Source organism: Pseudomonas sp. 9.2(2024) (genome assembly GCF_039695385.1).
GTDB classification, from domain to species: domain Bacteria; phylum Pseudomonadota; class Gammaproteobacteria; order Pseudomonadales; family Pseudomonadaceae; genus Aquipseudomonas; species Aquipseudomonas paraglycinae.
On sequence record NZ_CP155585.1, the window covers coordinates 3,058,271 to 3,084,404 of the forward strand.

Below are 26,134 nucleotides of genomic sequence, written 5' to 3' on the forward strand. Positions count from 1 at the left end.
CCGCGCAATAGCACGTTGCGCCAAGTGCAACGCCGAGGGTCGTTGCATTTGGCGCATCACTCAATTGCCCGAGGGATGGATACTCGAACGCCCGCACAGCCCCTAGCCTTGGCGTCACTTTCCCAACTCATTGAGGTGTCATCATGCTTACGGGCAATCCGGCAGCGGCGGCCAAGGCCGAACCATCCGCTTCTCTTTCCGGCCTGATGGTCGCGTTCCTGGCATTCTGCTGCGGCGCGGTCGTGGCCAACCTTTATTACGCTCAGCCGATCGTCGAACTGATCGCGCCGCAGATCGGCCTGTCCAGTGCCAATGCCAGTCTGATCGTTTCACTCACGCAGTTCGGTTATGCACTGGGGCTGCTGTTGCTGGTGCCGCTGGCCGACCTGATGGAAAACCGTCGGCTGGTGGTGGGCTTTACCCTGGCGGCGAGCGTGACCCTGTTGTGCGCTGGTCTGACGCATTCGCCGTCGATGTTCCTTGTCCTGTCTTTGCTGATCGGCCTGACTTCGGTGGCGGTGCAGATCCTGGTGCCGTTGGCCGCGCATCTGGCGCCCGAGGCAACACGTGGCCGGGTGGTAGGCAACATCATGAGTGGCCTGTTGCTGGGCATTCTGCTGTCGCGGCCACTGTCGAGTCTGCTGGTGGAAGTGTTCGGCTGGCGCGGGGTGTTTTTCAGCGCAGCGGCGCTGATGGCTGTCATCGCCCTGATCATGGCAATTGCCTTGCCGCGCCGCGTCCCGAGCCATCAGGCGACGTACGCTGCGCTGATCGGCTCGGTGTTTGCGCTGGCCCGTCGGCACGCGGTTCTGCGTCAGCGTTCGCTGTATCAGGGCTTGCTGTTCGCCAGCTTCAGCCTGTTCTGGACCCTCGCACCGATCGAGTTGATGCGGCACCACGGTTTCAGTCAGGCACAGGTGGCGATATTTGCCCTGGTCGGCGCCGTCGGCGCGGTCGCAGCGCCGATTGCCGGGCGGCTGGCCGATGCCGGGCACGGTCGGCGCGGGACGCTCGTGGCACTGTTGCTGGCGCCGGCCTCGTTGCTGATCGCCGCGCTGCCGGGCAGCAGCTATATCTGGCTGGTGGTTTGCGCGGTGCTGCTGGACTTCGCCGTGCAGCTGAACATGGTGCTGGGCCAGCGCGAGGTGTACGCCATTGATCCGCACAGCCGGGCCCGCCTGAATGCCGTGTACATGACCAGCATCTTCGTCGGCGGTGCTCTGGGATCGCTGGTCGCCAGTCCGCTCTACGAGCATTTCGGCTGGAACCTGTCCGCCGTGACCGTGGCGTTGCTGCCGGCCCTGGCTCTGGCGCTGTTCCTGAGCCGCAAGGCCGATGCCTGAACCTCAGGCACCGCTGAGTCCGATGAAGCACGGTCCTACAAGACGATTGGCGAATGGTGATGCACAATCATCACCGTTTCCTTTCGATCGGGCTCCACTTATGGACAAGTTGCTGGCACTGAAGATGTTCGTTGAAACCGTACGTTGCGGTGGTTACTCCTCGGCGGCGCGCAAACTCGGCATCTCCACCTCTTCGGTGACGCGCCAGGTGGCGGGGCTGGAACACGAGTTGGGCGCGAGCCTGCTCAACCGCACCACACGCAACACCAGCGTGACGGTCGCCGGCCAAACCTATTTCGAGAAAGCGGTGGCCATTCTCGATGCCATCGATGAGGCCGACGCGGTTGTCGCCGACCGGGGCAGCGAGGCGCAGGGACGCCTGCGCATCAGCGTGCCGGTGGAGTTCGGCCGACAGATCATTGCGCCGCAACTGGGAGTATTGCTCGACCGCCATCCGGGGCTTGAAATCAGTGTGTCGTTGAGCGATCAGGTCAGCGATCTGCTGAGCGAGCAGATCGATGTCTCGGTGCGCCTGGGATCGTCGGTGGTCAGTGACGATATCGTCAGCAAACGCGTGGGCGGCTTCCAGCGCTGGGTGGTGGCGAGTCCGGATTACCTGAGCGGTCACGCTGTGCCGGCGCATCCACGTGACTTGCTTGAGCATCAATGCCTGCGCTTCGACTACGGTGGTTCGCACCAGCACTGGACGTTCCAGGGCGACGAGGAAACCATCCAGCTCAATGTCCATGGCCGCCTGCAAAGCAACAACGCCGATATCCTGCGCGAAGCGGCGGTGGCGGGGCGCGGGGTGGCCCTGCTGGCGGACTGGCTGGTGCGCGCCGATGTCGAGGCCGGTCGTTTGACGCGGCTGCTGGAGGGGTATGAAGTCAATCCCGGTAATGCGAGCTGCTGCATCAATGCGTTGTATCTGCCCAATCACCGGGGCTCCAGTCGTATCAATGTGTTCATCGACTTTCTGGAAGACATTCTGGCGCGTCCCTGCGCTCAGAAGACCTAGAAGGTGTACTTGGCCGTCAGCATCATGTTGCGCGGCGTGCCATAACTGTCGCCGCCGTAGCTGACGGAGTTGGCGATGGTGGAGTAGTACTTGCGGTCGAAGATGTTGTTGGCGTTGAGTTGCAGGTCGAGGTTGTCATTGACCCGGTAGCCGGCCATCAGGTCGGTCACGGCGTACGCGCCTTGCTTGAGGCGGTAGTTGCCGCCATCGAGCAGTTCGATGTCGTTGTACATGCGGCTCTGCCAAGAGATGTTGCCGCCCACACGCAGTTTTTCCAGCGGTCCCTGGAAGTTATAGCGGGTGGTGAGCTTGAACAGGTGCTCCGGGGTGTCGGTGTCGAACTGCTTGTTGACGTTCTGCGGGTTCGCCTCGTCTTTGATGGTGTGCGTGCGGGCGTAGGTGTAGCCGCCGCCGATCTGCCAGTTGTCGGTGAGCGCGCCTTGCAGCTCGAGGTCGATACCCTGGCTGCGGATCTCGCCGGAGGCGTCATAGCAGGAAGACTGCGGGCAGTTCGGCACGAACACCTGCACCGCGCGGTTTTCCTGATCGACACGGAACACGGCGAGGCTGGCGTTCAGCGCGCCGCCCAGGTATTCGCCCTTGATGCCGACCTCGTAGTTCTTGCCCACGATCGGCTTGACCGGGTTACCGGAGGTGCCCTTGTTGCTCTGCGGGGTGAAGATGTCGCTGTAGCTGGCGTACACCGAATGATGGTCGTCCAGCTCGTAGATCAGGCCGGCATAGCGGGTGACGTTGCGGGTGACTTTGTAATCGCCGTCGCCATCGCGGTTGTCGTAGTCGTACCAGTCCAGACGCCCGCCGAGGATCAGCTTCAGCGGGTCGGCCAGGCTCAGGCGGGTGGTCAGGTACACGCCGTCCTGAGTGGTGACTTCACGTGTGTTGTTGGTGTGGACGAAGTCCGGCTTGCCGGCGTTGATCGGCCAGTTGGTGTCGTACGGCGAGTAGTTGTGGGTGGTCAGGTCGTAGATGCGTTTGCTGGCGCCGACCACCAGTTCATGGCTGCGTCCGAAGGCTTCGAACGGGCCGCTGAAGAAGGCGTCGAGACCTGCCTGGTTTTCATCGGCCTTGGACTGGTAAACCGTGCGGGCCAGGGTGTCGTTGACCCAGCGCGACTGGTACGAGCCGGAGAACAGCGCGTTCTGCTCGGAATAGTTGGCGTTGACCTGCAGCTTCCAGTCGTTGGCCAGTTGCTGACGGATCTCGGCGAAGACCGTGTTGATCTCCTGATCCTTGTCTTCCCAGGAGGTGCCGGGGTTATACGAGCGCGGCAGGTCGAGGTGATGGCCGTCGAGGCCGATCATTGATGAACCCCAAAAGTAGTTGGTCCTGTCCTTTTGGTGCGAGAAACCGAGGGTCAGGGTGGTGTCGTCGCTCAGATCGGCTTCGGTGACGGCGTAGAACAGGTTGTGTTGCTCGTCGACGTCATCGATGAAGCTGTTGGCGTCGTGGTAGGACGTGACCACCCGGCCGCGCAGGGTGCCGCTGTCGTTGAGCGGGCTGGAAGCATCGAGCTCGCCGCGATAGTTGTCCCAGGTTCCGGCGGCGCCGGTCAGGGTGACGCGCTGCTCGGCCAATGGCCGTTTGCGCACCAGGTTGATCGCCGCCGAAGGGTTGCCGGCACCGGTGACCAGACCGGTCGCACCGCGGACCACCTCGACCCGATCGAACATCGCCAGATTCGGCTGGGAGCCGACGTTCACGCCGTTGTAGCCGCTTGGAATGCCGTCGTACATCAGGTTGTCGATGTTGAAACCCCGGGCTTTATAGGCCTGTCGGCCTGGGCCGTTGGAGTAGTCGAGGAACAGCCCAGGCGTGGCGTTGACCACGTCGTTGATGCTGGTCATCGCCTGATCGTCCATGCGCTGACGCGTGATGACGGTCACGGCTTGCGGTGTTTCGCGCAGGGTCAACGGCAGTTTGGTGGCGGTGGCCATGGTGCCGGTGGTGTACGACTCCGAGCCTTCGGTGGTACTGCCCAGTTGGGTGGATGTGATTGCAGTCGCGCCGAGTTCGAGGGTGGCGGGTGGGGCAGCGTCTTGCACCTCGCGGGTTTCATCGGCCAGCGCCGTGGCCATGACGGCCATGCAGATGGCCATGGACAGGAGGTTGCGTGACGGGGTGAAACGACTCTGCGAGATGGGACGCGACATTGAGGCTTCCTGATTTTAAATAGCAAACAAAGAGCAGTTGAGAATCATTGCCAATAATTGTGTCAGGGTTTTTTACCGCAACAAAGCGCTTCGTGAAAAAAATGTGAAATTGCGCAACGGGAGAGGGCGGTGGGCTTGAGTCATTACCGAACCGCTCAAGTACGGACGTTGCAGCACAGCCAACCGAAAAGCCGTTTGTCAGCTTCCTATGCAATCCAGCAGGTTGGCGTCTACTTTTGTGGCCGGGTCAGCCAAATGACAGGCGAAATTCTGAAGTCATTGAAGCGAATTCGAACTGGCCCCGTGACGTTGATTTCAGGATGGATCTTGAATGAGGCGCGGAGCGTCGCTCCGGCGATGCGTAACGGAAACCCGCGCCTTTGAACTCGTTAAGGAGAACGCAGATGGCAATCAGCCGAGTCACCGAAACAACCGATAAAACAGCGCTGGTGCAAGCCGAGGTGTACCGCTGGTACAACCTCTTTTTCCCGTGGTCGCGCGGCGTGGCTTCCCAGTCGGAAGAGGCGATCAAGCCTTTGTACGATGCCCTGGCGAATGATTTCCGGGTGGTGCTCACGGATGGTCAGATCATGGACCGGGAGAACTACTGGGAACGCCTTTGGGGGCTGCACGGCAAACGTGCCGGAAGCCCTGAATCACACATCATCAATCTCTCGATCACGCCACTTCCCGGTGACTGCTTCCTGACGGTTTTCGACCTGGTCAAGAACGGGATTACCAAGAAGAAAGTCGACTCGGCGCTGATGCGCCTCGACCCGGATTCGCCATCGGGAATCTCGTGGATTTACGTCCACGAAAGCGAGCACGAGACGTCGTTTGCGTAAATCGTTGAATGACCGTTTCGCTCCTCTGGTTGTTTGAACCGGAGGAGCGGCATCGCTCCAACCCTGTAAAAAGAACCGCCCGAAGCCGTGCATCGGGCGGTTTTTCGGATCAAACAGGGCTGATTCAGATCAGCCGCAGGGTGACGTCGATGTTGCCACGAGTGGCCTTTGAGTAAGGGCAGGTCTGATGCGCAGCGTCCACCAGCGCCTGAGCGACCGAAGGCTCCAGCCCCGGCAGGCTGACACTCAAGCGCGCCTGAAGAAAGAATGCATCGCCGGCCTTGCCCAGATCGATTTCGGTTTCGACCGCCACCTCCGCCGGAAGCCTGATCTTCTGTGCCGCGGCTGCCTTGCCCATGGCGCCGATGAAGCAGGCCGACCAACCGGCTGCCAACAGTTGTTCCGGATTGGTGCCGCTACCATTTGAACCGGGTGGCGAGAGCTTGATGTCCAGGTTGCCGTCCGAACTGCGCGATGCGCCATCGCGCCCGCCGGTGGTGCGGGTCTTGCCGGTGTACAGCACGGTGTCGAGTTGATTGATCATGGAAATACCTGCCTGAGTGATGGGGGATGTCGGACAGCGGAGGTTCCGATGGCTCACACTTTTGCATTGGCATGTACCCGAGATGTGTCGTGCAGCGGAGTTTTTGTATCGCTCTGTAGCCTGTATCGGCGTGGGAGGGATCAAGGGCGCAACTAATCGAAACTTCGCCGTCCGCCAGGCTGTCCAGACCTTTACATCTCCCGAGCGTGTCGTGGATGTCGGCGCACCGGGATGTCATACGCAATGAAAAGATGAGGTCGGACATGACGGTGACAGTGGGTGATTTTCTGGTCGAGCGCCTGAGCCAATGGGGTGTGACACGAATTTTTGGTTATCCCGGCGACGGTATCAACGGCGTCTTCGGTGCGTTGAGCCGGGCAGGTGGCAAGATCGAGTTCGTCCAGGCGCGTCACGAGGAAATGGCGGCGTTCATGGCGTCCGCCCATGCCAAATTCACTGGTGAACTGGGTGTGTGCATCGCGACATCCGGCCCCGGCGCCTCGCACCTGATCACCGGACTTTACGACGCTCGGCTGGACCACATGCCGGTGCTGGCGATTGTCGGGCAGCAGGCGCGCACGGCACTGGGCAGCCATTATCAGCAGGAGCTGGATCTGGTCTCGATGTTCAAGGACGTGGCCGGAGCATTCGTGCAGCAGGCTTCGGCACCTTCGCAGGTCCGGCACCTACTGGATCGCGCGGTACGCACGGCGGTCGGCGAACGCCGGGTGACGGCGCTGATATTGCCGAACGACTTGCAGGACATCGAGTACAAGGCCCCCGCGCGGGCCCATGGCTCCGCGCATTCCGGGATCGGTTACAGCAAGCCGAAGGTGCTGCCTTACGACGCGGATCTGCAACGTGCCGCCGACGTGCTGAATGCAGGGGAGAAGGTGGCGATTCTGGTGGGTGCCGGAGCGCTGCAAGCCAGCGAGCAAGTGTTTGCGATTGCCGAGAAACTGGGCGCCGGAGTGGCAAAGGCGCTGCTCGGTAAAGCGGTGTTGCCGGACGAGTTGCCCTGGGTCACGGGCTGCATCGGTCTGCTCGGTACAGAACCGAGCTACAAACTGATGACGGAGTGCGACACCCTGCTGATGATCGGATCGGGGTTTCCCTATGCCGAATTCCTGCCGAAGGAGGGGCAGGCGCGCGGGGTCCAGATCGATTTGCAGCCCGACATGCTAAGTCTGCGCTACCCGATGGAAGTCAATCTGGTTGGCGATGCAGCCGAGACCCTCGCGGCACTGGCACCGTTGCTCGAACACAAGCCGCTGCGCAAGTGGCGTAAAAAGATCGAAGGCTGGCGGGCGAGCTGGGATAAAACCCTTGAGAAGCGCGCCATGGCCAAGGCCGATCCGGTTAACCCACAACGGGTGGTGTACGAGTTGTCCCCGCGGTTACCCGAGCAGGCCATCATCACCAGCGACTCCGGTTCTTGCGCCAACTGGTTCGCCCGTGACCTGAAAATCCGCAAGGGCATGAAGTGCTCGCTTTCCGGTGGCCTGGCCTCGATGGGAGCCGCCGTGCCCTACGCGATCGCGGCGAAGTTCGCTTTCCCGCAACGGCCGGTGATCGCCTTGGTCGGCGATGGCGCCATGCAGATGAACAACATGGCCGAACTGATAACGGTCGCCAAATACTGGCGGCAGTGGGACAGCCCGAAGTGGATCTGCGCCGTGTTCAACAACGAGGATTTGAATCAGGTCACCTGGGAGCAGCGCGTGATGGAGGGCGACCCGAAATTCACAGCGTCGCAAAGTATTCCGGATGTGCCTTACCACTTGTTCGCCATCTCCATCGGTCTCAAAGGCATTTTTGTCGATCGGGAAGAAGACGTCGCCGCTGCCTGGGAAAAGGCGTTCGCCTCGGAGGTGCCGGTCGTCATCGAATTCAAGACCGACCCGAACGTGCCGCCGCTGCCTCCGCATATCAAGCTGGAACAGGCGAAGAAATTCGCCACTACCCTGCTCAAGGGCGACCCGGACGAAGCGGGTGTCATCGTGCAAACGGCTAAACAGGTATTGGGGGCGGTATTGCCCGGTAAGCCCAAATAAGCTTCAGCGTGGCGAGGATCGTCTCTGTCGTACTGCCCTTGGCTTCGAACCCGACCGCGTCCATTTCGTCTTAACGCATCTGCAGGATGATCGGACTGCTGCTGGCCGGATCGGTGTGCTCACGCAGTTTGCCAACCGTGTTCGCATCCACAGCGTTGCCGTGATTGCCCCAGGTGCTGCGCATAAAAGTCAGCACCTCGGCGATCTGCTGATCCGACAGCTGCTCACGGAAGGCCGGCATGCGATAGGCATCCGGTACGCCGGCCGCCACCACTCGTTGCGAACCATTCAGAGTGATGTTGATTGCCGAGGCACTTTCCTTGGCCAATGCCGAGGTGGCGCCCGCCAGCGGCGGCATCCATTGCGATTGACCCTTGCCGTCCAGACCGTGGCACGACGCACAGCGCGTCACGTAGGTCTGCGCACCGGGCGAGTCCAGACGTTGCGCTGCCGAAACCGCTTGATACTGCCAAGGTGCACCATCGCGTTCGCGATCACCGGGAAGCGACTTCAGGTAGTGGGCAATGGCCGTCAGATCGTCATCGCTCATGAACTGCGTGGAGTTGTTGAACGCCTCGGTCATCGAGCCGTAGACCACCGCGTGCTGGTTGCGACCGGTCTTGAGGAACTGCACGATCTCTTGCTCGCTCCAGCGGCCCAGTCCGGTGTTGTGATCATCACGCAGGCTCGGGGCGTACCAGCCATCGAGCAGGGCGCCGGCGAGGTATGGCTTGCCGGACTCATCCAGTGCCTTCTCGTTGAACGCCAGGCTGCGCGGCGTGTGGCAACTGCCGCAGTGCCCGGCGCCCTGCACGAGATAAGCACCGCGGTTCCATCGTTCATCCTGCGTCGGTTTGGTCACATAAGGTTCGGCGTCAACAAATACACCGTTCCACAGCGCAATCGGCCAACGCAGGTTCAGCGGAAACGGAATCGCACTGGGGATGTTCGCCTGTTTGACCGGCGCTACGCCTTTCATGAAAAACGCATACAGCGCTCGTACGTCTTCATCACTGAGCTTGGCGTAGGACGGGTAGGGCATCGCCGGGTACAGACGGCGACTGTCGGGGGCCACGCCGTGGCGAACGGCACGGTCGAAGTCCGCCAAGCTGTAGTGGCCGATGCCGGTTTCCGTGTCCGGGGTGATATTGGTCGCATGGATCGCGCCCAGCGGCGTGGCCATTTCCAGCCCACCGGCGAATGGCGCGCCGCCCGGCACGCTGTGACAGGCTACGCAATCGCTGAGCCTGGCGACGTATTCGCCACGGGCGACCAAAGCCGGGTCGATGTCGGCCACGGCGATCTGATGGTTCTCCAGGCGCGAGACTGGCTCGCGGGTGACGTACCAGGCCAGAAGGCCTGCCGCGAGCAGGCACGGCACCGCCAGCCAGCCAGCGGTTCTTGCGAATCGGCTGTTATTCATGAACGCTCCGGCGCTGATCAAGTGAAAGTATGTCGGCTCATGGGCAGGCTGCGCACCCGCTGACCGGTCAGCGCTGCCACCGCATTGGCGACAGCAGGCGCGACGGCAGGCAACGGCGGCTCACCGATGCCACCCATTTTTTCCCCGCTCTCGACCACGCGCACATGGACCCGTGCCATCCGCGCAGGCGGCAGGATCGGATACAAGTCGTAGTTGCGCGCCCGGGGTTTGCCATCAATCCACACGGCTTCTTCCACCAGCGTCTGCGACAGTCCCAGCGCCACGGCGCCATTGACCTGAGCCTCGACAATCGCCGGGTTGACGATGCTGCCCGGGTCAATCGCTTGCCAGATGTCATGCACCTTGACCTGGCCGTTCTCGATGGACACCTCGGCGATCACTGCCGTCTCCGTACCGAACGGCGAAGCCATGGCCACCCCTCGCGCACGTCGGCTGCCGTCCTCGGCAGTAAACGGGCCGCGCTTCCAGCCGCCCGACAGTTCACCCACCGCTTGCAGCAAGGTGGTCAACCGTTGGTTGTCGCGCAGCAAATGCAGGCGCAGGTCGAACGGGTCCTTGCCGCCCTTGTCGGCCAGTTCATCGAGGAACGACTCGTAGAAGAAGTCGTTGAGCGAATTACCCACCGAACGCCAGTAGCCGAGCATCGCCGGGCCTTTGACGTAGATCTGTGCGATGCGTTTGTTGGGGATCGCGTAGGACTTGCCCGACAAGCCTTCAAGCGCGGTCGGATCGAGCTTTTCACCTTGCTTGCCGGCGAGGGCTTCGGTCGGCCCTTCGGTGGCACTGACCGCTTCGATTGCCAGCGGCCAGCCTTCGTTGTCCAGCGCGGCGCGGAAATTCACCGCCGCCACCGGTCGAAGCACGTCACGCAGGAACTCTTCTTCGCGACTCCAGATCAGTTTGACCGGGCGCCCAACCGCTTTGGCCAGCGCGATGGCCTGAGGGTAGGGACTGGCCGAGTCGTAGAGGAAATGCCGACCGAAGAACCCGCCCAGCAGCGGCGAATGCAAGGTGATGCGTGACGGATCGAGCCCGGTGCGTTTGGCGATATCGGTGCGGAACATGTCCGGCGCCTGATTCGGCAGCCAGACTTCCAGCGAACCGTCCGGATTGAATCGGGCCAATGCCGACGGAGGCTCCAGTTGGCCGTGGTTCAAATACTGGTTGTGGTAAGTGGCATCGATCAGGGTTTTGCTTCCCTTGAGCATCGCAGCCACGTCGCCTTCGTTTTCATCATCTTTGGCCGGGCCCTTGTCTTCGGCGAGGCGCTTGAACCAGGCATCGCTGGAAAAGTCGGCGGGCATCGGCCGTACTTTGCTGTCGGCCGTCGGCTCTTGCCAGTCCACCTGGATCGCCTCGACGGCACGTTTGGCGTGCCACCAGCGCTCGGCAACCACCGCCACGGCACCCGGCAGACGGTGCACGGAATGCACGCCTTTCATCGCCTTGACCTGGTCTTCGTTGCGCAAGTTGCCCACGGTCATCCCCAGGCGCGGGGCATGTTGAACGGCGGCATGCAGCATGTCGTCGACTTTCAGATCGATGCTGTACGGCGCCTTGCCCGTGGATTTGTCGTAAGCGTCGAGACGCTTCACCGGTTTGCCGATCCAGCGGAACTGATTCGGATCGCGCAGCTTCACCGAGGCCGGATCGGGTACCGGCAGATCCATCGCGCGCTCGGCCAGTTCACCGTAGGCCAGCGAGCGGCCCGACTTGGCGTGCACGACTTTGCCAGGCTCGGTGGTCAATTCACTTACCGGCACGCCCAGTTGCTGCGCGCCGGCCTGCAACAGCATGGCGCGGGCAAGGGCGCCGAGGCGACGCATGACCGGGTAACTCATGCGCACCGACATACTGCCGCCGGTGATGCGCATGCCGTTCTCCATGACTACGTAGGCCTCGCCGGGCGGGGCGGCTTCGACCAGGAAGGTCGCCGGATCGGCATCCAGTTCTTCACCGACGATCTGCGCCATGGCGGTGAACGTCCCTTGTCCGCCTTCCATGAACGGGCAGAGCAGACGCACGCGGTTGTCCGGACGGATCTCGAGAAACGCCGGGACCTGCGTGCCACGCTCGGCCGTCGTCGCCGCTGCAGCTTGCACGCGTGTCGAACCGAGTGGGAGACCGAAGCCGAGCACCAGCGCGCCGACGGCGGTACCGGTCAGGAAGCGTCTGCGCGACACATTGATCGGTTCGTGCAGATCCAGTAGTGAAGCGTGTTGTGAAGGGTCGATACGAACGTTCATCACGCGTCCCCCTTGCCGGCAAGTTCATGCACGGCGGCATGAATGGCGTTGTAAGTACCGCAGCGGCACAGATTGACCATCGCCGCCTCGATCTGCGCATCACTCGGTTTGGGGTTCTGCTTGAGCAGCGCGGTGGCAGCCATCACCTGCCCGGACTGGCAGTAGCCGCACTGGGCGACCTGCAGATCGACCCAGGTCGAGACGACTCGTTTGCCCACGTCGTCGGTTTCGATGGCTTCAATGGTGGTGACCTCGCGACCAACCACACCCGCCACCGGCGTGACGCACGAGCGCACGACGTTGCCGTCCACCAGCACCGAGCAGGCGCCGCATTGCGCCAGTCCGCAGCCGTACTTGGTGCCGGTCATGCCCAGATCATCGCGGATCACCCACAGCAGGGGCGTATCGGCGTCGGCATCGACCTGATAGGTCTTCTGGTTGATTCGCAGTTCCATGGTTCACCCGCTTGATCATCGGTTGACGTGCATTGTTATGAGCGGTGACACGCGGCGAGGCGCATCACCGGTTTTCGTTCAATTCGCGACTGTGCCGAGCGCTTCTGCCTCGAAGGGCTGCCCGCGCAAAAGGGCCATGTCACGACTCGGCGCGGTGCCGAACAGACGGCCGTATTCGCGGCTGAACTGCGAAGGGCTTTCATAGCCGACCGCAAACGCTGCCCGCGACACATCGAGGCGCTCGATCAGCATCAGTCGGCGCGCTTCGTTGAGCCGCAGCCATTTCTGGTACTGCAGCGGACTCATGCCGGTGAGCTGGCGGAAATGATGGTGAAAGGTCGGCGCGCTCATCTGCACCCGCGCGGCCAGATCATCGATGCGCAGGGCATCGGTGTAGTTGACCTTGAGCCAGTCGATGGCCTTGGCGATGCGATAACCCTGACCGTCGACGGCAGTGATCTGCCGCAGTCGCGGGCCTTGGTCGGTGTGGAGCAGCCGATAGTGGATTTCTCGCAGAATCAGCGGCGCCAGGACCGGGATCGCCTCGGGTTCATCGAGCAATGCCAGCAGGCGATCGAGCGCGTCCTCCAACGCTGACGACAGGCTGCCAATCGCAGCGCCCGTACCCGTTGATGGCTGGCGTTTCGCGGGCAAGCCGCTCTTGGTAATGACCTCGGCAAGCATGCTGACATCCAGTTTCAGCACAAGGCCGACACAGGGCCATTCGGGAGTGGCGAGCATTACTTCGGAGTTGGCGGGCAGGTCCAGCGACGTGACCAGAAACCGCGACGGGTCATAGCTGTAGCCCTCACCGCCGACCCACAAGCGCTTTTCGCCGCGACCCACGAGAATCAGGCTGGGTTCGATCATGCACACAACGGGGGGCGCCGGCTGGTCGCGACGAAACAGCGACAGCCCGGGTATCGAAGTGGCGAAGTCACCCGGTGCGTTCACACGCGGGTCGATGTGCCGTGCCAAAGGTGATTCCTGGGGCTGAGGGGTCGGGATCATGTGGGCTCGCTCCTTTGACCGAACTCTAATGCGCGCGCGCGACGTTTCCTATCCATCACCCTGCATCGCCAGAGGATCAGGCAAGCATTCAAGAGGAATGCACTAGGGAAGCACCGGACTGACCGGGAGAATGTGTCTATCTGTTACAGGGGCGGTGCTCGGATGGGCGACAAACCGCTTGTCCCTGCGCATCACCCCCCTACGTTTTTTCGCACCACAGGTAGTTTTCATGACGTTACCTTCTACAAAACCTTCTAAAAGAACGGGCGGCTGGAGCGCCGTGCTGGCGATGTCGCTGGCCGCATTCGCTCTGGTCGCTTCCGAGTTCATGCCCGTCAGCCTGCTGACGCCGATTGCGGCGGACCTGCACATCACCGAAGGTCAGGCCGGGCAGGGGATTTCCGTGTCCGGTGCCTTTGCCTTGATCACCAGTCTGTTGATTGCCTCGGTCGCCGCTCGCATCGAACGCAAGCAGCTTCTGCTGGGCCTGACCTTGCTGATGATCGTCTCCGGAACGGTCGTCGCACTCGCCCCGGGCTACCCGTCCTTCATGTTCGGACGTGCGTTGATCGGGATTGCGATTGGTGGTTTCTGGTCGCTGTCGGCGGCGACTGCCATGCGCCTGGTGAAGCCTGAACAGGTTTCCCGTGCGCTGGCCATCGTCAATGGCGGCAACGCCTTGGCCACGGTTATCGCCGCTCCGGCGGGGAGCTTTCTGGGCTCGTTGATCGGCTGGCGCGGCGCATTCTTCTGTGTGGTTCCGGTCGCGGTGCTTGCCGCCGTGTGGCTGCTGATCAGCCTGCCGTCCTTCAAGGCCGAGCGCCAGGTCGGTAGCGGCAACGTTCTTCGGTTGATGAAGCAATTGCCAGTGGCCTTGGGCATGGTCGCCGTCAGCGTCTTTTTCATGGGCCAGTTCATGCTGTTCACTTACCTGCGGCCGTTTCTCGAAGGGGTCACCGGTGTCAGTGTTTCAACATTGTCTTTGATGCTGCTGGGTCTGGGGCTGGCAGGCTTTATCGGCACCTTTCTGATCGAACGGTTTATGGGTCGCGGCCTCTACCGCACGCTGACCGCCATTCCGCTGATCATGGCGGTGATCGCGCTGGCGTTGGTCAGCTTCGGCAAATCGCCGGTGCTGACCGCCGTGCTGCTCGGACTCTGGGGGCTGGTTGCCACGGCCGCACCGGTCGGCTGGTGGACATGGCTGGCGCAAACGCTCCCGGATGATGCTGAAGCGGGAGGCGGCTTGCTGGTGGCCATCGTCCAACTGGCGATCGCCGGCGGCGCAATCATTGGCGGTCTGGCCTTTGATTTGAGCGGCTACAAAGCCACCTTCGAGCTTAGCGCCGCTGTCCTGGTCGCCGCGTCTGTGCTGGCCTGGCTGGCCGGACGCAATGCCACGCAAATTCATCTTGTCGAGTCGAGCGCGACAGCCTGACGAGATCACCTGCAACCTTCCTCATGGCTCAAGCATCAAACTGCGCCAAACGATAACGGGTGGTTGAACCTGCACATCATCCGGTTGAAGCGCTTGCTGCTCCTCTGGCGAAATCACCTCGGCTGATGACCGCTCAAGCAGTAAAACCTGTGCAGTTTCTGTGGTCGACTCATGAGTAGGCGGCGTGGTCATTTGAGCGCAACAACGACCTTGCCCTTGGCGCGTCCCCGCTCGACGTACTTCAATGCCTCGGCCGTTGATTCAAAGGGGAAGGAGCGATCAACCACGGGTTTGATGATCCCGTCCTCCACGAGCGCGGTGATGTGTTGCAGTTGAGCGCCATTGGCCCGCATGAACACGAACGCGTAGCTGACATCCTGCTTGCGCGCTTTGCGACGAATGCCAAGGCTCAGCAGGCGCATGACTTGCTGCAATGGCCAGGACAATCCTTGCTCCCTCGCGAACTGCACAGTGGGTGGGCCCGAGATGGAAATGAGTTGACCGCCGGGCTTCAGGACCTTGAGTGACTTCTCCAGCACGTCGGCGCCAAGGCTGTTCAGCACCACGTCGTAGTCACGCAGCACATTTTCGAAGTTCTGCTGTTTATAGTCGATCACCAGATCGGCCCCCAGCGCCTTGACCCATTCGACATTGGCGGTGCTGGTGGTTGTGGCGACAAACGCACCGAGGTGTTTGGCAAGCTGAATCGCAACTGTGCCGACGCCGCCGGAACCCGCGTGAATCAGCACTTTCTGGCCCTTTTGCAGCCGGGCGGTTTCAACCAGTACTTGCCAGGCGGTCAGTGCAACCAAGGGCAGGGATGCGGCTTGTGCCATGTCGGTATTGGCGGGTTTCAGGGCGACCGCGTTTTCGTTCACGGCGATCAATTGGGCGAACGTCCCGATCCGCGCTTCGGGCGGGCGAGCGTATACCTCGTCTCCCGGTTTGAAGCGTGTCACCTGCGGGCCGACTTCAACCACGACACCCGCCAGGTCATTGCCCAATATCAACGGAAAGGCGTAGGGCAGAATCAGCTTGAACTCACCTTTGCTGATCTTCGAATCCAGCACGTTGACACTGCTCGCATGGACCTCGATCAAGACGTCGTGGGCACCGACTGCGGGGGCGGGCGCTTCGCCAATGCGTCCGGGGTTCTTGCCATAGCCATCAATCAGAAATGCTTTCATCGTGGTGCGGCTCTTGCTGGTTGTACGGAGGGTAGTCGGTGGGTTGCCGTGTTGCTGCGTGACGTGATCAAGCATCGAGAAACGCCTGCGCCTTGGCCACAAAGTCGGCGTGATGCTGGAAAATCCCGCCGTGCCCGGCATCCTCATAAATCACCAACTGTGCGTCGGGGATAAGCCTGGCCAGTTCAAACGAGTTAACGCTGGGCACCATGATGTCGTTGTCGCCGTTGACGACCAGCGTCGGTGTGCGCAAGCGCCCAAGCGCTTGCCGCGGTTGTTTGCCCCACGCCGTGATGGCTTTCAATTGCCGCAGGAAGGCGCGGGGTGTCGGGCCCTTGTCGCGATTGTTCTTGCGTGCCTTGAGGCGTCGTAAATACTGCGAGGCAGACCGTCGCCCATTGGCCGACGAGGTGAAGAAAAGGTAGAACTTGGGATCGCGCAGGGTCAGCAAGCCTTTGAGGATCAATGGCCATGACACTGTGCCGACCTTGTCGATGCCGGTGCCGCCCGCCGGTCCAGTACCGGTCAGAATCAACCGGCGTACCAAGTCAGGCGCCTTGAGGGCAATGTCCTGAGCGACGAAACCTCCGAGGGAAAAACCGAGCACATCCACGGTTTTCAACCCAAGCGCCCTGATCAGCTGGATGGCATCGTCGGCCATTTCACCCACCGCCAGTGGCGCGGTCCCACCCGAGTTGCCGATGCCGCGATAGTCGGTGGTGATGACGCGTCTGGTTTGCGCCAGGCCATCGATGATCGCGGGGTCGAAGTTGTCCAGCACCGCGCCCCAATGGTTGAACAGTACAAGCGGCACGCCGGTTGCGGGCCCGGTGTCGCGGTAGGCGAAGGGAATGCCGTTGACCGTGATCGACTGGTTCGCCGCGTCGATGAATGACGTCGGCGAACCCGAGCGGGAATTTGTCTGTATTGAACTCATTGTCACTCCGGCAAGCCAGCAGGATTCGATGCAGTGCCATGTGCCTGCATCGAATCCGGCGCGAATGCTCGCTAGCAAAAAATCACTGTGGCGTCTGATAGCGCTGGGCAACCGCAGACTGACGGATTTGCCCCAGCAGGCCCTGGCGTGCGCTCTGCAGGTCATCCCAGCGCTCGGCTTCGTGCAGCGGCGGGATGGTCACAGGTTCGCGACGATCGAAACCGACCAGTGCGGCATCCACCAGATCACCCACTTCCATGATTTCGCTCAGGGTGTTGATGTCGACGCCGGAGCGATCCCAGATTTCCGTGCGGGTGGCGGCGGGCAACACGGCCTGCACGTAGACGCCCTGAGGCGAGAGTTCCAGGCTCAGGCCCTGGGACAGGAACAGCACGAAGGCCTTGGTCGCACCGTAGACGCTCATGCCGAACTCCGGCGCCAGGCCCACCACCGAACCGATGTTGATGATTGCGCCGTCGCCGGCCTTGGCCAGGCGTGGGGCGATGGCGCTGGCGAGCCGCACCAGCGCCGTGGTGTTGAGGGCCACCAGTTGCGCGACGCTGTCGGTGCTTTGGTCGACGAAGTGGCCGGACAGCGCGGCGCCGGCGTTATTGACGAGAATGCCGATGCGGGCGTCGTCGCGCAGGCGGCTTTCAACGGTGGTCAGATCGGCGAGTTGGGTCAGGTCCGCCGGGATAACATCGACGGCGACGTCGTGCTCGCTGCGCAGGCGCGCTGCCAGTGCGTCCAGGCGAGCCTGATCGCGGGCGACCAGTACCAGATCGTGACCACGTTTGGCGAAGCGTTCGGCATAGACGGCGCCAATGCCGGTGGAGGCGCCGGTGATGAGAACAGTAGGGCGAGTGCTCATGGGGTATCTCTCTTTCAGGAGGTGAGAAACAGAACGCGCTCAGCTTGCGCTGACGCTCGATTCAGCCAGCGTCGGGTAGTCGATGTAGCCCGCCGCGCCGCCGCCGTAGAGGGTGGCGGGATTGAACGCGGACAGCGGCGCGCCCTGCTTGAGGCGCTCCACCAGATCCGGGTTGCCAATGAACGCGCGACCGAAGGCGATCAGGTCGGCCTGGTCTTCGGCGAGCCGCGCGTTCGCCAGGTCGAGGTCATAGCCGTTGTTGGCGATATAGGTGTTTTTGAAGCGCTGGCGCAGGGCGCCGAAATCGAAGGGGGCTACGTCACGCGGGCCGCCGGTCGCGCCTTCGACCACGTGCAGGTAAACCACGCCGAGGGCGTCGAGTTGCTCGACGACGTAATTGAATTGCGCCTGCGGATCGCTGCTGGCCACGCCGTTGGCCGGCGACACGGGAGACAGACGCACACCGGTGCGATCCGCGCCGATCTCCTTGATGACAGCCGCTGTCACTTCGAGCAACAGACGCGCACGGTTTTCAATCGAACCGCCGTAAGCGTCGGTGCGCAGATTGGCGTTGTCCTTGAGGAATTGATCCAGCAAATAGCCGTTTGCACCGTGAATCTCCACGCCGTCGAACCCGGCAGCGACCGCGTTGGCCGCGGCCTGGCGGAAATCGGAAACGATCCCCGACAGTTCGCTGGTTTCCAGGGCGCGGGGTTCGGAGACGTCTTCAAAGCGGTTGTTGACGAACACTTTGGTCGCGGCACGCAGCGCAGAAGGGGCCACCGGTGCGGCGCCGTTTTCTTGCAGGTCAACGTGTGAGACGCGGCCGACATGCCACAGCTGCAGGAAGATTTTTCCGCCCTTGGCGTGGACGGCATCAGTGACTGTGCGCCAACCGTCAATCTGTGCCTGGGTGTAGATCCCGGGGGTGTCCTGATAACCCTGGCCCTGTCGGGAAATCTGCGTCGCTTCGCTGATCAGCAAACCGGCGCTGGCGCGTTGGCTGTAATAGGCGGCCGCGAATTCGCTGGGGACAAAGCCCTGGCCTGCGCGGTTGCGTGTCAGCGGTGCGAGAACAACGCGGTTCGACAACGTGAGACTGCCCAGGGTGTAAGGGGTGAACAGAGTCTGTTTGGTCATCTGATGAATCTTCCGTGCCCGTTGATGGAGATCGGTGGGGTGTGAAATTAGGATGATGATCGAAATCTAAACTGTCAACGGTTTTGATTATGGCCGACATCTATGTATCATCGGACGCAGGAATTACCGCTAAACACGAGGTATTGCACGTGAGAGTGACCAAGGCCCAGGCGCAGGCCAATCGAGAACACATCGTTGAGACGGCCTCAGAGCTGTTCCGTGAGCGTGGCTTTGATGGCGTCGGTGTGGCCGATCTCATGGCGGCTGCCGGGTTCACCCATGGAGGCTTCTACAAGCACTTCGGCTCGAAGGCTGACCTGATGGCCGAAGCCTCGGCCTGCAGTCTTGGCAAATCGTTGACCGGCGCCCAGGCGCTCGACGTGCCCGGTTTCATCAACGTCTACGTGAATCGAGAACATCGCGACGGACGCGGCAGCGGTTGCACGATGGCCGCACTGTGTGGCGACGCGGCGCGTCAGTCGGACGATGTGAAAGCCACGTTTGCCGAAGGCATTGAACGCACCCTGCAAACTCTGGGGGAAAAATATCCGACAGGGCCGGATGCCGCGGAGGGTGAGGGAAGAAGGAAAATGATCGACTTGCTGTCGCGTGCGGTCGGCGCAATCATCCTGTCGCGCGCCTGTCCGGATGATTCCGCCTTGGCGGATGAAATCCTTGAGGTATGCCGCGCCGAAATGTTTGCTTCATTGCCGGTGTTGCCGGTCGATGAAGTGGAAACGCCGTAGAAGGGCCGATCCACCCTGTTCGATGACTTGAACGTCAGCCCGTTTCAGACAGCCGTTTTTCGTGAATATGTAGTCTATTGGTCACGATTTGTAAGACCTCGACAGGGTGAGTAAGCTACGCCCATGAATCAGCCATCCATATCTTCGCCCGGCCCACGTGGCCCAGTCGATCACGAGATTCGTGATCAGATTGTCGCGGCAGCCAATGAACACTTCAGCCAAAACGGCTATGGCAAAACCACGGTTTCCGATCTGGCCAGGGCCATCGGTTTTTCCAAGGCGTACATCTATAAGTTCTTTGATTCCAAGCAGGCGATCGGCGAAGCGATCTGCTCGAATTGTCTGGGGCAAATGGTTGCAGCGGTCGAACAGGCTGTTAACGCAGAGGGGATTTCGCCGACCGAGCGTTTCCGTCGACTGGTGAAAACCGTGATTGCCACGGGTGTGGACCTGTTCTTCAATGATCGCAAGCTTTACGACATCGCGGCATTCTCCGCAGCGGAGCGTTGGCCAAGTGCTCAGGTGTATGAGGAGCAGATCAAGCGCTTTATCTTCGACATCGTGCGTGAAGGGCGAGAGCTCGGAGAGTTCGAGCGCAAGACCCCGCTGGACGAGACCGTCGAAGCGATTCATCTGGCCTTGCGCCCCTTCGTAAACCCGTTGCTGCTGCAGCACAATCTGGATTTTATCGAGGTAGCGCCCACGCTGACCTCCAACCTCATTCTGCGTAGCCTGATGCCCTGACCTGAAAGCGATCTGGTGGTGCTGCTCAGCGTGCCGCTACAGGTTGTGATTCAGTGGGTTGCCAGCCCCCGCCCAGCGACTTGAATACCGCCACCGCCGCACGGGCCGATTCGGTCCGCGCTTGCGCTCTGGCGTCGGAGGCCTGCAACAGTGTTTCGTCGGCGTGCAGGACATCGATCAGGCTGGCGGTGCCTTTTTCATAGGCGGTGAACGAGGACTGGCGAGCTTGAGTCAGCGCGGCTTCGCCGCCGGTAAGGGTGGTGGTCTGAGTTTGCCGATTCACCAGTGAGGACAGCGCGTTCTCTACATCTTCGGTGGCGCGCAGTACCGACTGGCGATAGGCGGCCAATGCTTCAGATTCCTGGCCTTTGGCCTGATCGATCCGGGCGTTGATGCGTCCGAAGTCGAATAGCCTCCAGCGCAGACCCAGGACAGCGCTCGATTGGCTCGCGCCGCTGGTGAAAAGATTGCCGCCGGAGACGGCAGTCGCGCTGCCGAGCAAGGCGCTGAGGGAAAATTTCGGGTAGTACTCGGCAATCGCTTCACCGATACGCGCGTTGGAGGCCGCGAGACGGCGTTCGGCGACGATCAGGTCCGGTCTGCGCCGCAGCAGATCTGCCGGTGTACCCAGCGCAGTCAGCGACGGCACATCGGGAATCTCGCCCTCACGTGCCAGTTGCGTGCGGTGAGTGCCGGGAGGCGTGCCGAGCAGCACGTCCATCGCATTCATGGCTGCCTCCAGACCGCTTTGCAGTACCGGAACGGTCGCCTGGACTTGCGACAACTCACCCTCGGCCTGGCGCACCTGATACTCCGCGGCCAGCCCTTTGCCGTAAAGCAACTGAACCTTCTCCAGCAATGCGCGCCGGGTGTCGACTTGCCGGTTGGCGATGTCCAGCCGCGCCTGTAATCCGCGCAGGGTGATGTAGATATCGGCTGTTTGCGCAGCGATTGCCAGCCTCGTCGCCGTGAAACCGGCTGCTGAGGCCTGATACTCAGCCAGTGCCGCCTCACGCCCGCGGCGCAGTCCGCCAAAGACATCGACTTCCCAGCCCGCCTCGAGATTGGCCTCGTAGGCATTGCCGTAACGGTCGTAGCCGGGTGTTGAATTCAAGACTTGGCCCAGTGGTGTCTCGACGGACTGATAAGCGCGTGCCGCCTGTGCGCTGATATTTGCCGAGGGCAGCAGTGCTGCATTGGCGGCGCCCAGGCCGGCCCTGGCCTGGGTGACGCGCGCTGATGCCTGTGCAAGGTCCAGATTCTGCTGCAAGGCCTGGTCGATGAGGTTGCTCAGTAGCGGATCGTTAAAGCTTTCCCACCAGGCGGCAAGGCTGTCCGGTGTCGATCCTGATCGCGGTTCGACAGCAGACTGCCCGAGGTAATGATCTGAAAGCGGGGCGTCCGGACGATGGTAATCCGGACCCACCGCACAACCTGCCATGAGGCTGGCGGTAACCAAAAGAGCAATCGGGCGCAGGGGAGGCATCGGCGTTCCTTAACGAGATTTTCGTGACCATATTACGTAATGGTCACAACGTGTCAATTAAGGCTTGAAAAGGCAATCACGGTATTAATGAAAAAAATGGAGCGTCGAATATCTCATGGAATGTGACTGTTGACGATATTGGTCACAAAGATGAGAATATGATGGTCATCCTATTTCAGTAAGTGAACCTATGCGCCGGCTTCGAATTTCCCCCATTGCCGCATGCCTGTTGCCACTCGCCCTGGCGGCGTGCGGTGATTCCTCATCCGTTGCAGACCCGCGCACACAGGCGCCTCTGGTCAGGTTCACCGCCGTTCAGGCTGCGGGCGACGGTTCCCGATCTTTTACGGGGGTGGTGACGGCGCGCATTCAGGGCGACCTGGGGTTTCGCGTTTCGGGCAAGGTGCTCGAGCGTCTGGTTGACACGGGGCAGAGCGTCAAACGCGGTCAGCCGCTGATGCGGCTCGACCCCATCGACCTGGGGTTGCAGGCACGCGCGCAGCAGGAGTCGGTCATCGCCGCACGAGCCCGGGCCAGGCAGACAGCCGATGACGAAGCCCGCTATCGCACTCTGGTCAGCGCCGGCGCCATTTCCGCATCGGCCTACGATCAGATCAAAGCCGCCGCAGATACCGCCAAGGCGCAACTCAGCGCCGCTGAAGCGCAGGCGGACGTTGCCCGCAACGCTTCCGGTTATGCGGTGCTGGTTGCCGATGCCGACGGCGTTGTGGTGGAAACACTCGCCGAACCCGGACAAGTCGTCAGCCCTGGACAACCGGTGGTTCGGCTGGCGCGGGCAGGGCAGCGCGAGGCCATCGTGCACTTGCCCGAGACGTTGCGCCCCGCAGCAGGATCCACTGCGCAAGCCACGCTCTATGGCGACGCCTCGGGTGCTGTTACCGCGAAACTGAGGTTGCTTTCGGATTCGGCGGACCGCACGACGCGTACGTTCGAGGCCCGCTACGTACTGGAAGGCGCGTTGGCCAATGCGCCGATAGGTTCGACTGTCACCCTCAGAATCGCCGAGGGTTCGACACCTGGCGCGTCGTTACAAGTGCCCATCGCCGCGCTTTATGACGCGGGTCGAGGTCCTGGCGTGTGGGTCATCGCCGGGACACCGCCAACCGTGACCTGGCGTCCAGTTAAAGTGCTGGGTTTGAGCGATGATCTGGCGCGAGTGGCTGGCGATCTCCGGGTCGGCGAACAGATTGTGGCGCTGGGCGCTCACCTGTTGCGCGAAGGCGAAGCAGTAAGAATGCCCGTGCCTGATGCGGCGACCGTTGCCGGGAGTCGTCCATGAGCGAGGGACGATTCAACCTTTCTGCCATCGCCGTTCGCGAGCGTTCGATCACGGTCTTTCTGATTTTCCTGATCGCCGTTGCCGGCACCCTGGCATTCTTCCAGCTGGGGCGTGCTGAAGATCCTCCGTTTACGGTCAAGCAGTTGACCGTCATCACGGCGTGGCCGGGGGCGACCGCACAGGAGATGCAGGATCAGGTCGCGGAGCCACTGGAAAAACGCCTGCAAGAACTCAAATGGTACGACCGCTCGGAAACCTATACGCGGCCAGGGCTCGCTTTCACGATGGTCTCGTTGCTCGATAGCACGCCGCCCTCGCAAGTGCAGGAAGAGTTCTATCAGGCGCGTAAAAAACTCGACGATGAAGCGATCAAGTTGCCAGCGGGCGTCATCGGGCCGATGGTCAACGACGAGTATTCGGACGTGACCTTTGCGCTGTTCGCCCTGAAAGCCAAGGGCGAGCCGCAGCGTCTGCTGGTCCGCGATGCGGAGTCCATGCGCCAGCGCCTGTTGCATGTGCCGGGGGTGAAGAAGGTCAACATCATCGGCGAACAAGCCGAACGGATATTTGTTTCTTTCTCGCATGACCGGTTGGCGACCTTGGGCTTGTCACCGCAGGACATTTTCGCCGCGCTGAACAGTCAGAACGCACTGACCCCGGCCGGATCAATCGACACCAGCGGGCCACAGGTTTTTCTGCGCCTCGATGGTGCGTTCGACAAGCTGCAGAAAATCCGTGACACCCCTGTAGTCGTGCAAGGGCGGACACTCAAGCTGTCTGATGTGGCGACTGTCGCACGCGGTTATGAAGACCCGGCTACCTTCCTGGTGCGCAATAACGGCGAAGAGGCGCTGTTGCTCGGTGTGGTGATGCGTGAGGGCTGGAACGGTCTTGATCTGGGCAAGGCGCTGGATGCCGAGACCGTCAGGATCAACGAGGAAATGCCCTTGGGTATGACCCTCTCGAAAGTCACCGACCAGGCGGTGAATATCGACTCCGCCGTTGGCGAGTTCATGGTCAAGTTCTTTGTCGCGCTGCTGGTGGTCATGCTCGTCTGCTTTCTGAGCATGGGCTGGCGCGTTGGCGTGGTGGTCGCCGCTGCGGTGCCGTTGACCCTGGCGATCGTGTTTGTGGTGATGGCGGCCACCGGCAAAAACTTTGACCGTATTACCCTGGGGTCGTTGATTCTGGCGCTCGGGCTGCTGGTCGATGACGCGATCATTGCCATTGAAATGATGTTGGTGAAAATGGAGGAGGGCTACGATCGCATCAAGGCCTCTGCCTATGCCTGGAGCCATACGGCGGCGCCGATGCTGTCCGGAACCCTGGTGACGGCGATCGGTTTTTTGCCGAACGGTTTCGCTCAGTCCACGGCCGGCGAATACACCAGCAACATGTTCTGGATCGTGGGCATCGCTCTCATCGCTTCGTGGGTCGTGGCAGTGGCGTTCACCCCTTATCTGGGCGTGAAACTGTTGCCGGATATCAAGGCGGTGGAGGGTGGACATGCGGCGATCTACAACACGCCGCGATACAACCGCTTCCGCCGGGTTCTGACCCGGGTCATTGCCCGCAAATGGCTGGTCGCGGGCATGGTCATTGTGCTGTTCTTTGTGGCCGCTGCGGGTATGGGCCTGGTGAAGAAACAGTTCTTCCCGACCTCTGACCGTCCTGAAGTCATGATCGAAGTGCAAATGCCCTACGGCACTTCCATCGAGCAGACCAGCGCCACGGCCGCCAAGGTCGAAGCCTGGCTGCGCCAGCAGGATGAGGCAAAAATCGTCACGGCCTATATCGGCCAGGGTGCACCGCGTTTCTTCCTGGCGATGGCACCGGAACTGCCCGATCCGTCGTTCGCCAAGATCGTTGTACTGACCGACAGTCAGGAAGCACGGGAAACCCTCAAATTGCGTTTTCGTGACGCGGTGGCTCAAGGGCTCGCCCCGGAAGCGCGCCTCAGGGCATCGCAAATCGTATTTGGTCCTTATTCACCGTTTCCGGTGGCCTACCGGGTGATGGGGCCTGATCCGGCAAAGTTGCGCGTGATCGCCGAGCAGGTGCGGGGTGTGATGCAGGACAGCCCGATGATGAGAACCGTGAATACCGATTGGGGGCCGCTGACTCCGTCGTTGCATTTCAACCTGGATCAGGATCGTCTGCAGGCAGTGGGGCTGACATCGACTGCGGTTGCACAGCAATTGCAGTTCCTGCTCAGCGGAGTACCGATCACGGCGGTGCGCGAGGATATTCGTTCAGTACAGGTCATGGGGCGGGCAGCGGGCGATGTCCGGCTCGATCCACAGCAAATCGAAGGTTTCACCTTGGTCGGTGCGTCGGGGCAGCGGGTCCCGTTGTCGCAGATCGGCGAGGTTGAGGTGCGCATGGAGGATCCGATCCTGCGCCGGCGTGATCGCACCCCGACCATCACCGTGCGCGGCGACATTGCCGAAGACTTGCAGCCACCGGACGTTTCCAGTGCGCTGCTGAAGCAACTGCAGCCGATCATCGAGAAGCTGCCTTCCGGTTACCGGATCGAGCAGGCGGGCGCGATTGAAGAGTCCGGCAAGGCCGGCAAGGCGATCCTGCCGTTGTTGCCGATCATGATCGCCATGACCCTGGTCATCCTCATTGTGCAGGTCCGTTCGATCTCGGCGATGATCATGGTGTTCCTGACCTCGCCGTTAGGCTTGATTGGCGTGGTGCCGACACTGCTCATCTTCAATCAGCCGTTTGGCATCAATGCGCTGGTCGGGTTGATTGCACTGTCGGGGATCCTGATGCGCAATACGCTGATTTTGATCGGCCAGATTCATCACAACGCGCAAGAAGGGCTGGATCCGTTCCACGCGGTCGTCGAAGCCACGGTGCAACGTGCGCGACCGGTACTGTTGACGGCCCTGGCGGCGATCCTGGCGTTTATTCCCCTGACACACTCGGTGTTCTGGGGGACGCTGGCCTATACCCTGATTGGCGGCACGCTCGTCGGCACCATCATGACGCTGGTGTTCCTGCCCGCGATGTACTCGATCTGGTTCAAAATCGGTCCTGACGCCAGGCCGCCGGCTGCAACAGTCAAACCGGAGTAGCCATCAGTGCTGAAAATCGAGGCCTGGGTTCACCTGGCAGATCGATGCAGACATTCATGTGATGTGAG

The 26,134-nt window shown here is 61.4% G+C and carries 20 protein-coding genes; 9 read left to right on the forward strand and 11 right to left on the reverse strand.

The window, feature by feature from the left end:
- The first annotated feature begins 143 nt into the window (after positions 1-143).
- Positions 144-1,343 carry an MFS transporter gene (locus ABFB52_RS13735; RefSeq protein ID WP_129973639.1) on the forward strand — a complete coding sequence of 400 codons (1,200 nt, stop codon included), beginning with the start codon at positions 144-146 and terminating at the stop codon, positions 1,341-1,343.
- Positions 1,344-1,443: 100 nt separating this feature from the next.
- Positions 1,444-2,361, forward strand: a complete 918-nt coding sequence (locus ABFB52_RS13740; RefSeq protein WP_129973640.1) for a LysR family transcriptional regulator — start codon at positions 1,444-1,446, stop codon at positions 2,359-2,361.
- Here ABFB52_RS13740 and ABFB52_RS13745 read toward each other — a convergent pair.
- Positions 2,358-4,532 (reverse strand): TonB-dependent siderophore receptor, encoded by a 2,175-nt coding sequence (locus ABFB52_RS13745; RefSeq protein ID WP_129973641.1) that lies wholly within the window; start codon positions 4,530-4,532, stop codon positions 2,358-2,360. The genes ABFB52_RS13740 and ABFB52_RS13745 overlap by 4 nt on opposite strands.
- A 404-nt stretch (positions 4,533-4,936) precedes the next feature.
- On the opposite strand from ABFB52_RS13745, the gene ABFB52_RS13750 reads away from it, so the two are divergent.
- The gene (locus ABFB52_RS13750; protein ID WP_085747376.1) at positions 4,937-5,377 is read left to right on the forward strand and encodes a hypothetical protein; all 441 of its coding nucleotides are present in this window, start codon (positions 4,937-4,939) and stop codon (positions 5,375-5,377) included.
- A gap of 124 nt (positions 5,378-5,501) precedes the next feature.
- Here the strand turns inward: ABFB52_RS13750 and ABFB52_RS13755 are convergent, their stop codons facing one another.
- Entirely contained in the window at positions 5,502-5,921 is a 420-nt protein-coding gene (locus tag ABFB52_RS13755) for an organic hydroperoxide resistance protein (protein WP_085747375.1), read from the reverse strand.
- 263 nt (positions 5,922-6,184) lie between these two features.
- Between ABFB52_RS13755 and ABFB52_RS13760 the strand changes: the two genes are divergently transcribed.
- Entirely contained in the window at positions 6,185-7,975 is a 1,791-nt protein-coding gene (locus tag ABFB52_RS13760) for a thiamine pyrophosphate-requiring protein (RefSeq protein ID WP_129973642.1), read from the forward strand.
- Between the two features lie 70 nt (positions 7,976-8,045).
- On the opposite strand, the gene ABFB52_RS13765 is transcribed toward ABFB52_RS13760, so the two are convergent.
- The 4 genes from ABFB52_RS13765 to ABFB52_RS13780 all read right to left on the reverse strand — a co-directional run bounded on the left by ABFB52_RS13765 (position 8,046) and on the right by ABFB52_RS13780 (position 13,131).
- A complete protein-coding gene (locus ABFB52_RS13765; RefSeq protein ID WP_085747373.1) occupies positions 8,046-9,398 on the reverse strand; it encodes a cytochrome c in 1,353 nt (450 codons plus the stop codon).
- A gap of 17 nt (positions 9,399-9,415) precedes the next feature.
- Positions 9,416-11,665, reverse strand: a complete 2,250-nt coding sequence (locus ABFB52_RS13770) for a molybdopterin cofactor-binding domain-containing protein (protein WP_129973643.1) — start codon at positions 11,663-11,665, stop codon at positions 9,416-9,418.
- Positions 11,665-12,120 carry a (2Fe-2S)-binding protein gene (locus ABFB52_RS13775; RefSeq protein ID WP_085611777.1) on the reverse strand — a complete coding sequence of 152 codons (456 nt, stop codon included), beginning with the start codon at positions 12,118-12,120 and terminating at the stop codon, positions 11,665-11,667. The genes ABFB52_RS13770 and ABFB52_RS13775 overlap by 1 nt, the downstream gene beginning before the upstream one ends.
- Before the next feature lie 78 nt (positions 12,121-12,198).
- Positions 12,199-13,131: an AraC family transcriptional regulator gene (locus ABFB52_RS13780; protein ID WP_129973644.1), complete on the reverse strand. Its 933-nt coding sequence runs from the start codon at positions 13,129-13,131 to the stop codon at positions 12,199-12,201.
- Positions 13,132-13,360: 229 nt separating this feature from the next.
- Between ABFB52_RS13780 and ABFB52_RS13785 the strand changes: the two genes are divergently transcribed.
- Positions 13,361-14,569: an MFS transporter gene (locus tag ABFB52_RS13785; protein WP_129973645.1), complete on the forward strand. Its 1,209-nt coding sequence runs from the start codon at positions 13,361-13,363 to the stop codon at positions 14,567-14,569.
- A gap of 188 nt (positions 14,570-14,757) precedes the next feature.
- Here the strand turns inward: ABFB52_RS13785 and ABFB52_RS13790 are convergent, their stop codons facing one another.
- From ABFB52_RS13790 to ABFB52_RS13805, 4 genes are all read right to left on the reverse strand, one after another.
- The gene (locus tag ABFB52_RS13790; protein ID WP_129973660.1) at positions 14,758-15,756 is read right to left on the reverse strand and encodes an NADP-dependent oxidoreductase; all 999 of its coding nucleotides are present in this window, start codon (positions 15,754-15,756) and stop codon (positions 14,758-14,760) included.
- Between the two features lie 67 nt (positions 15,757-15,823).
- On the reverse strand, positions 15,824-16,693 hold the full coding sequence (locus ABFB52_RS13795) for an alpha/beta hydrolase (protein ID WP_129973646.1): 870 nt from the start codon (positions 16,691-16,693) through the stop codon (positions 15,824-15,826).
- An 82-nt stretch (positions 16,694-16,775) separates the two neighbouring features.
- Positions 16,776-17,564, reverse strand: coding sequence for an SDR family oxidoreductase (locus tag ABFB52_RS13800; RefSeq protein ID WP_129973647.1), 789 nt, complete (start codon positions 17,562-17,564; stop codon positions 16,776-16,778).
- Positions 17,565-17,603: 39 nt separating this feature from the next.
- Complete coding sequence (locus ABFB52_RS13805; protein WP_129973648.1) at positions 17,604-18,704, reverse strand: alkene reductase; 1,101 nt, start codon at positions 18,702-18,704, stop codon at positions 17,604-17,606.
- 149 nt (positions 18,705-18,853) lie between these two features.
- Between ABFB52_RS13805 and ABFB52_RS13810 the strand changes: the two genes are divergently transcribed.
- Both ABFB52_RS13810 and ABFB52_RS13815 read left to right on the forward strand, forming a co-directional pair.
- Entirely contained in the window at positions 18,854-19,450 is a 597-nt protein-coding gene (locus ABFB52_RS13810; protein ID WP_178082631.1) for a TetR family transcriptional regulator, read from the forward strand.
- A 123-nt stretch (positions 19,451-19,573) separates the two neighbouring features.
- The gene (locus tag ABFB52_RS13815) at positions 19,574-20,194 is read left to right on the forward strand and encodes a TetR/AcrR family transcriptional regulator (RefSeq protein WP_129973649.1); all 621 of its coding nucleotides are present in this window, start codon (positions 19,574-19,576) and stop codon (positions 20,192-20,194) included.
- Positions 20,195-20,219: 25 nt separating this feature from the next.
- On the opposite strand, the gene ABFB52_RS13820 is transcribed toward ABFB52_RS13815, so the two are convergent.
- On the reverse strand, positions 20,220-21,680 hold the full coding sequence (locus ABFB52_RS13820) for an efflux transporter outer membrane subunit (RefSeq protein WP_129973650.1): 1,461 nt from the start codon (positions 21,678-21,680) through the stop codon (positions 20,220-20,222).
- 190 nt (positions 21,681-21,870) lie between these two features.
- Between ABFB52_RS13820 and ABFB52_RS13825 the strand changes: the two genes are divergently transcribed.
- A complete protein-coding gene (locus ABFB52_RS13825) occupies positions 21,871-22,980 on the forward strand; it encodes an efflux RND transporter periplasmic adaptor subunit (RefSeq protein WP_129973651.1) in 1,110 nt (369 codons plus the stop codon).
- Positions 22,977-26,066, forward strand: coding sequence for an efflux RND transporter permease subunit (locus ABFB52_RS13830; RefSeq protein WP_129973652.1), 3,090 nt, complete (start codon positions 22,977-22,979; stop codon positions 26,064-26,066). Before ABFB52_RS13825 ends, ABFB52_RS13830 begins: the two co-directional genes overlap by 4 nt.
- Positions 26,067-26,134 lie beyond the last annotated feature (68 nt).

Coding starts and splice junctions, on each gene's coding strand:
- ABFB52_RS13750 (WP_085747376.1), top strand. CDS start 4,937: ATGGCAATCAGCCGAGTCACCGAAACAACCGATAAAACAGCGCTGGTG.
- ABFB52_RS13815 (WP_129973649.1), top strand. CDS start 19,574: ATGAATCAGCCATCCATATCTTCGCCCGGCCCACGTGGCCCAGTCGAT.
- ABFB52_RS13800 (WP_129973647.1), bottom strand. CDS start 17,564: ATGAGCACTCGCCCTACTGTTCTCATCACCGGCGCCTCCACCGGCATT.
- ABFB52_RS13795 (WP_129973646.1), bottom strand. CDS start 16,693: ATGAGTTCAATACAGACAAATTCCCGCTCGGGTTCGCCGACGTCATTC.
- ABFB52_RS13755 (WP_085747375.1), bottom strand. CDS start 5,921: ATGATCAATCAACTCGACACCGTGCTGTACACCGGCAAGACCCGCACC.
- ABFB52_RS13820 (WP_129973650.1), bottom strand. CDS start 21,680: ATGCCTCCCCTGCGCCCGATTGCTCTTTTGGTTACCGCCAGCCTCATG.
- ABFB52_RS13780 (WP_129973644.1), bottom strand. CDS start 13,131: ATGATCCCGACCCCTCAGCCCCAGGAATCACCTTTGGCACGGCACATC.
- ABFB52_RS13825 (WP_129973651.1), top strand. CDS start 21,871: ATGCGCCGGCTTCGAATTTCCCCCATTGCCGCATGCCTGTTGCCACTC.
- ABFB52_RS13735 (WP_129973639.1), top strand. CDS start 144: ATGCTTACGGGCAATCCGGCAGCGGCGGCCAAGGCCGAACCATCCGCT.
- ABFB52_RS13760 (WP_129973642.1), top strand. CDS start 6,185: ATGACGGTGACAGTGGGTGATTTTCTGGTCGAGCGCCTGAGCCAATGG.
- ABFB52_RS13790 (WP_129973660.1), bottom strand. CDS start 15,756: ATGAAAGCATTTCTGATTGATGGCTATGGCAAGAACCCCGGACGCATT.
- ABFB52_RS13765 (WP_085747373.1), bottom strand. CDS start 9,398: ATGAATAACAGCCGATTCGCAAGAACCGCTGGCTGGCTGGCGGTGCCG.
- ABFB52_RS13805 (WP_129973648.1), bottom strand. CDS start 18,704: ATGACCAAACAGACTCTGTTCACCCCTTACACCCTGGGCAGTCTCACG.
- ABFB52_RS13770 (WP_129973643.1), bottom strand. CDS start 11,665: ATGAACGTTCGTATCGACCCTTCACAACACGCTTCACTACTGGATCTG.
- ABFB52_RS13830 (WP_129973652.1), top strand. CDS start 22,977: ATGAGCGAGGGACGATTCAACCTTTCTGCCATCGCCGTTCGCGAGCGT.
- ABFB52_RS13775 (WP_085611777.1), bottom strand. CDS start 12,120: ATGGAACTGCGAATCAACCAGAAGACCTATCAGGTCGATGCCGACGCC.
- ABFB52_RS13740 (WP_129973640.1), top strand. CDS start 1,444: ATGGACAAGTTGCTGGCACTGAAGATGTTCGTTGAAACCGTACGTTGC.
- ABFB52_RS13745 (WP_129973641.1), bottom strand. CDS start 4,532: ATGTCGCGTCCCATCTCGCAGAGTCGTTTCACCCCGTCACGCAACCTC.
- ABFB52_RS13785 (WP_129973645.1), top strand. CDS start 13,361: ATGACGTTACCTTCTACAAAACCTTCTAAAAGAACGGGCGGCTGGAGC.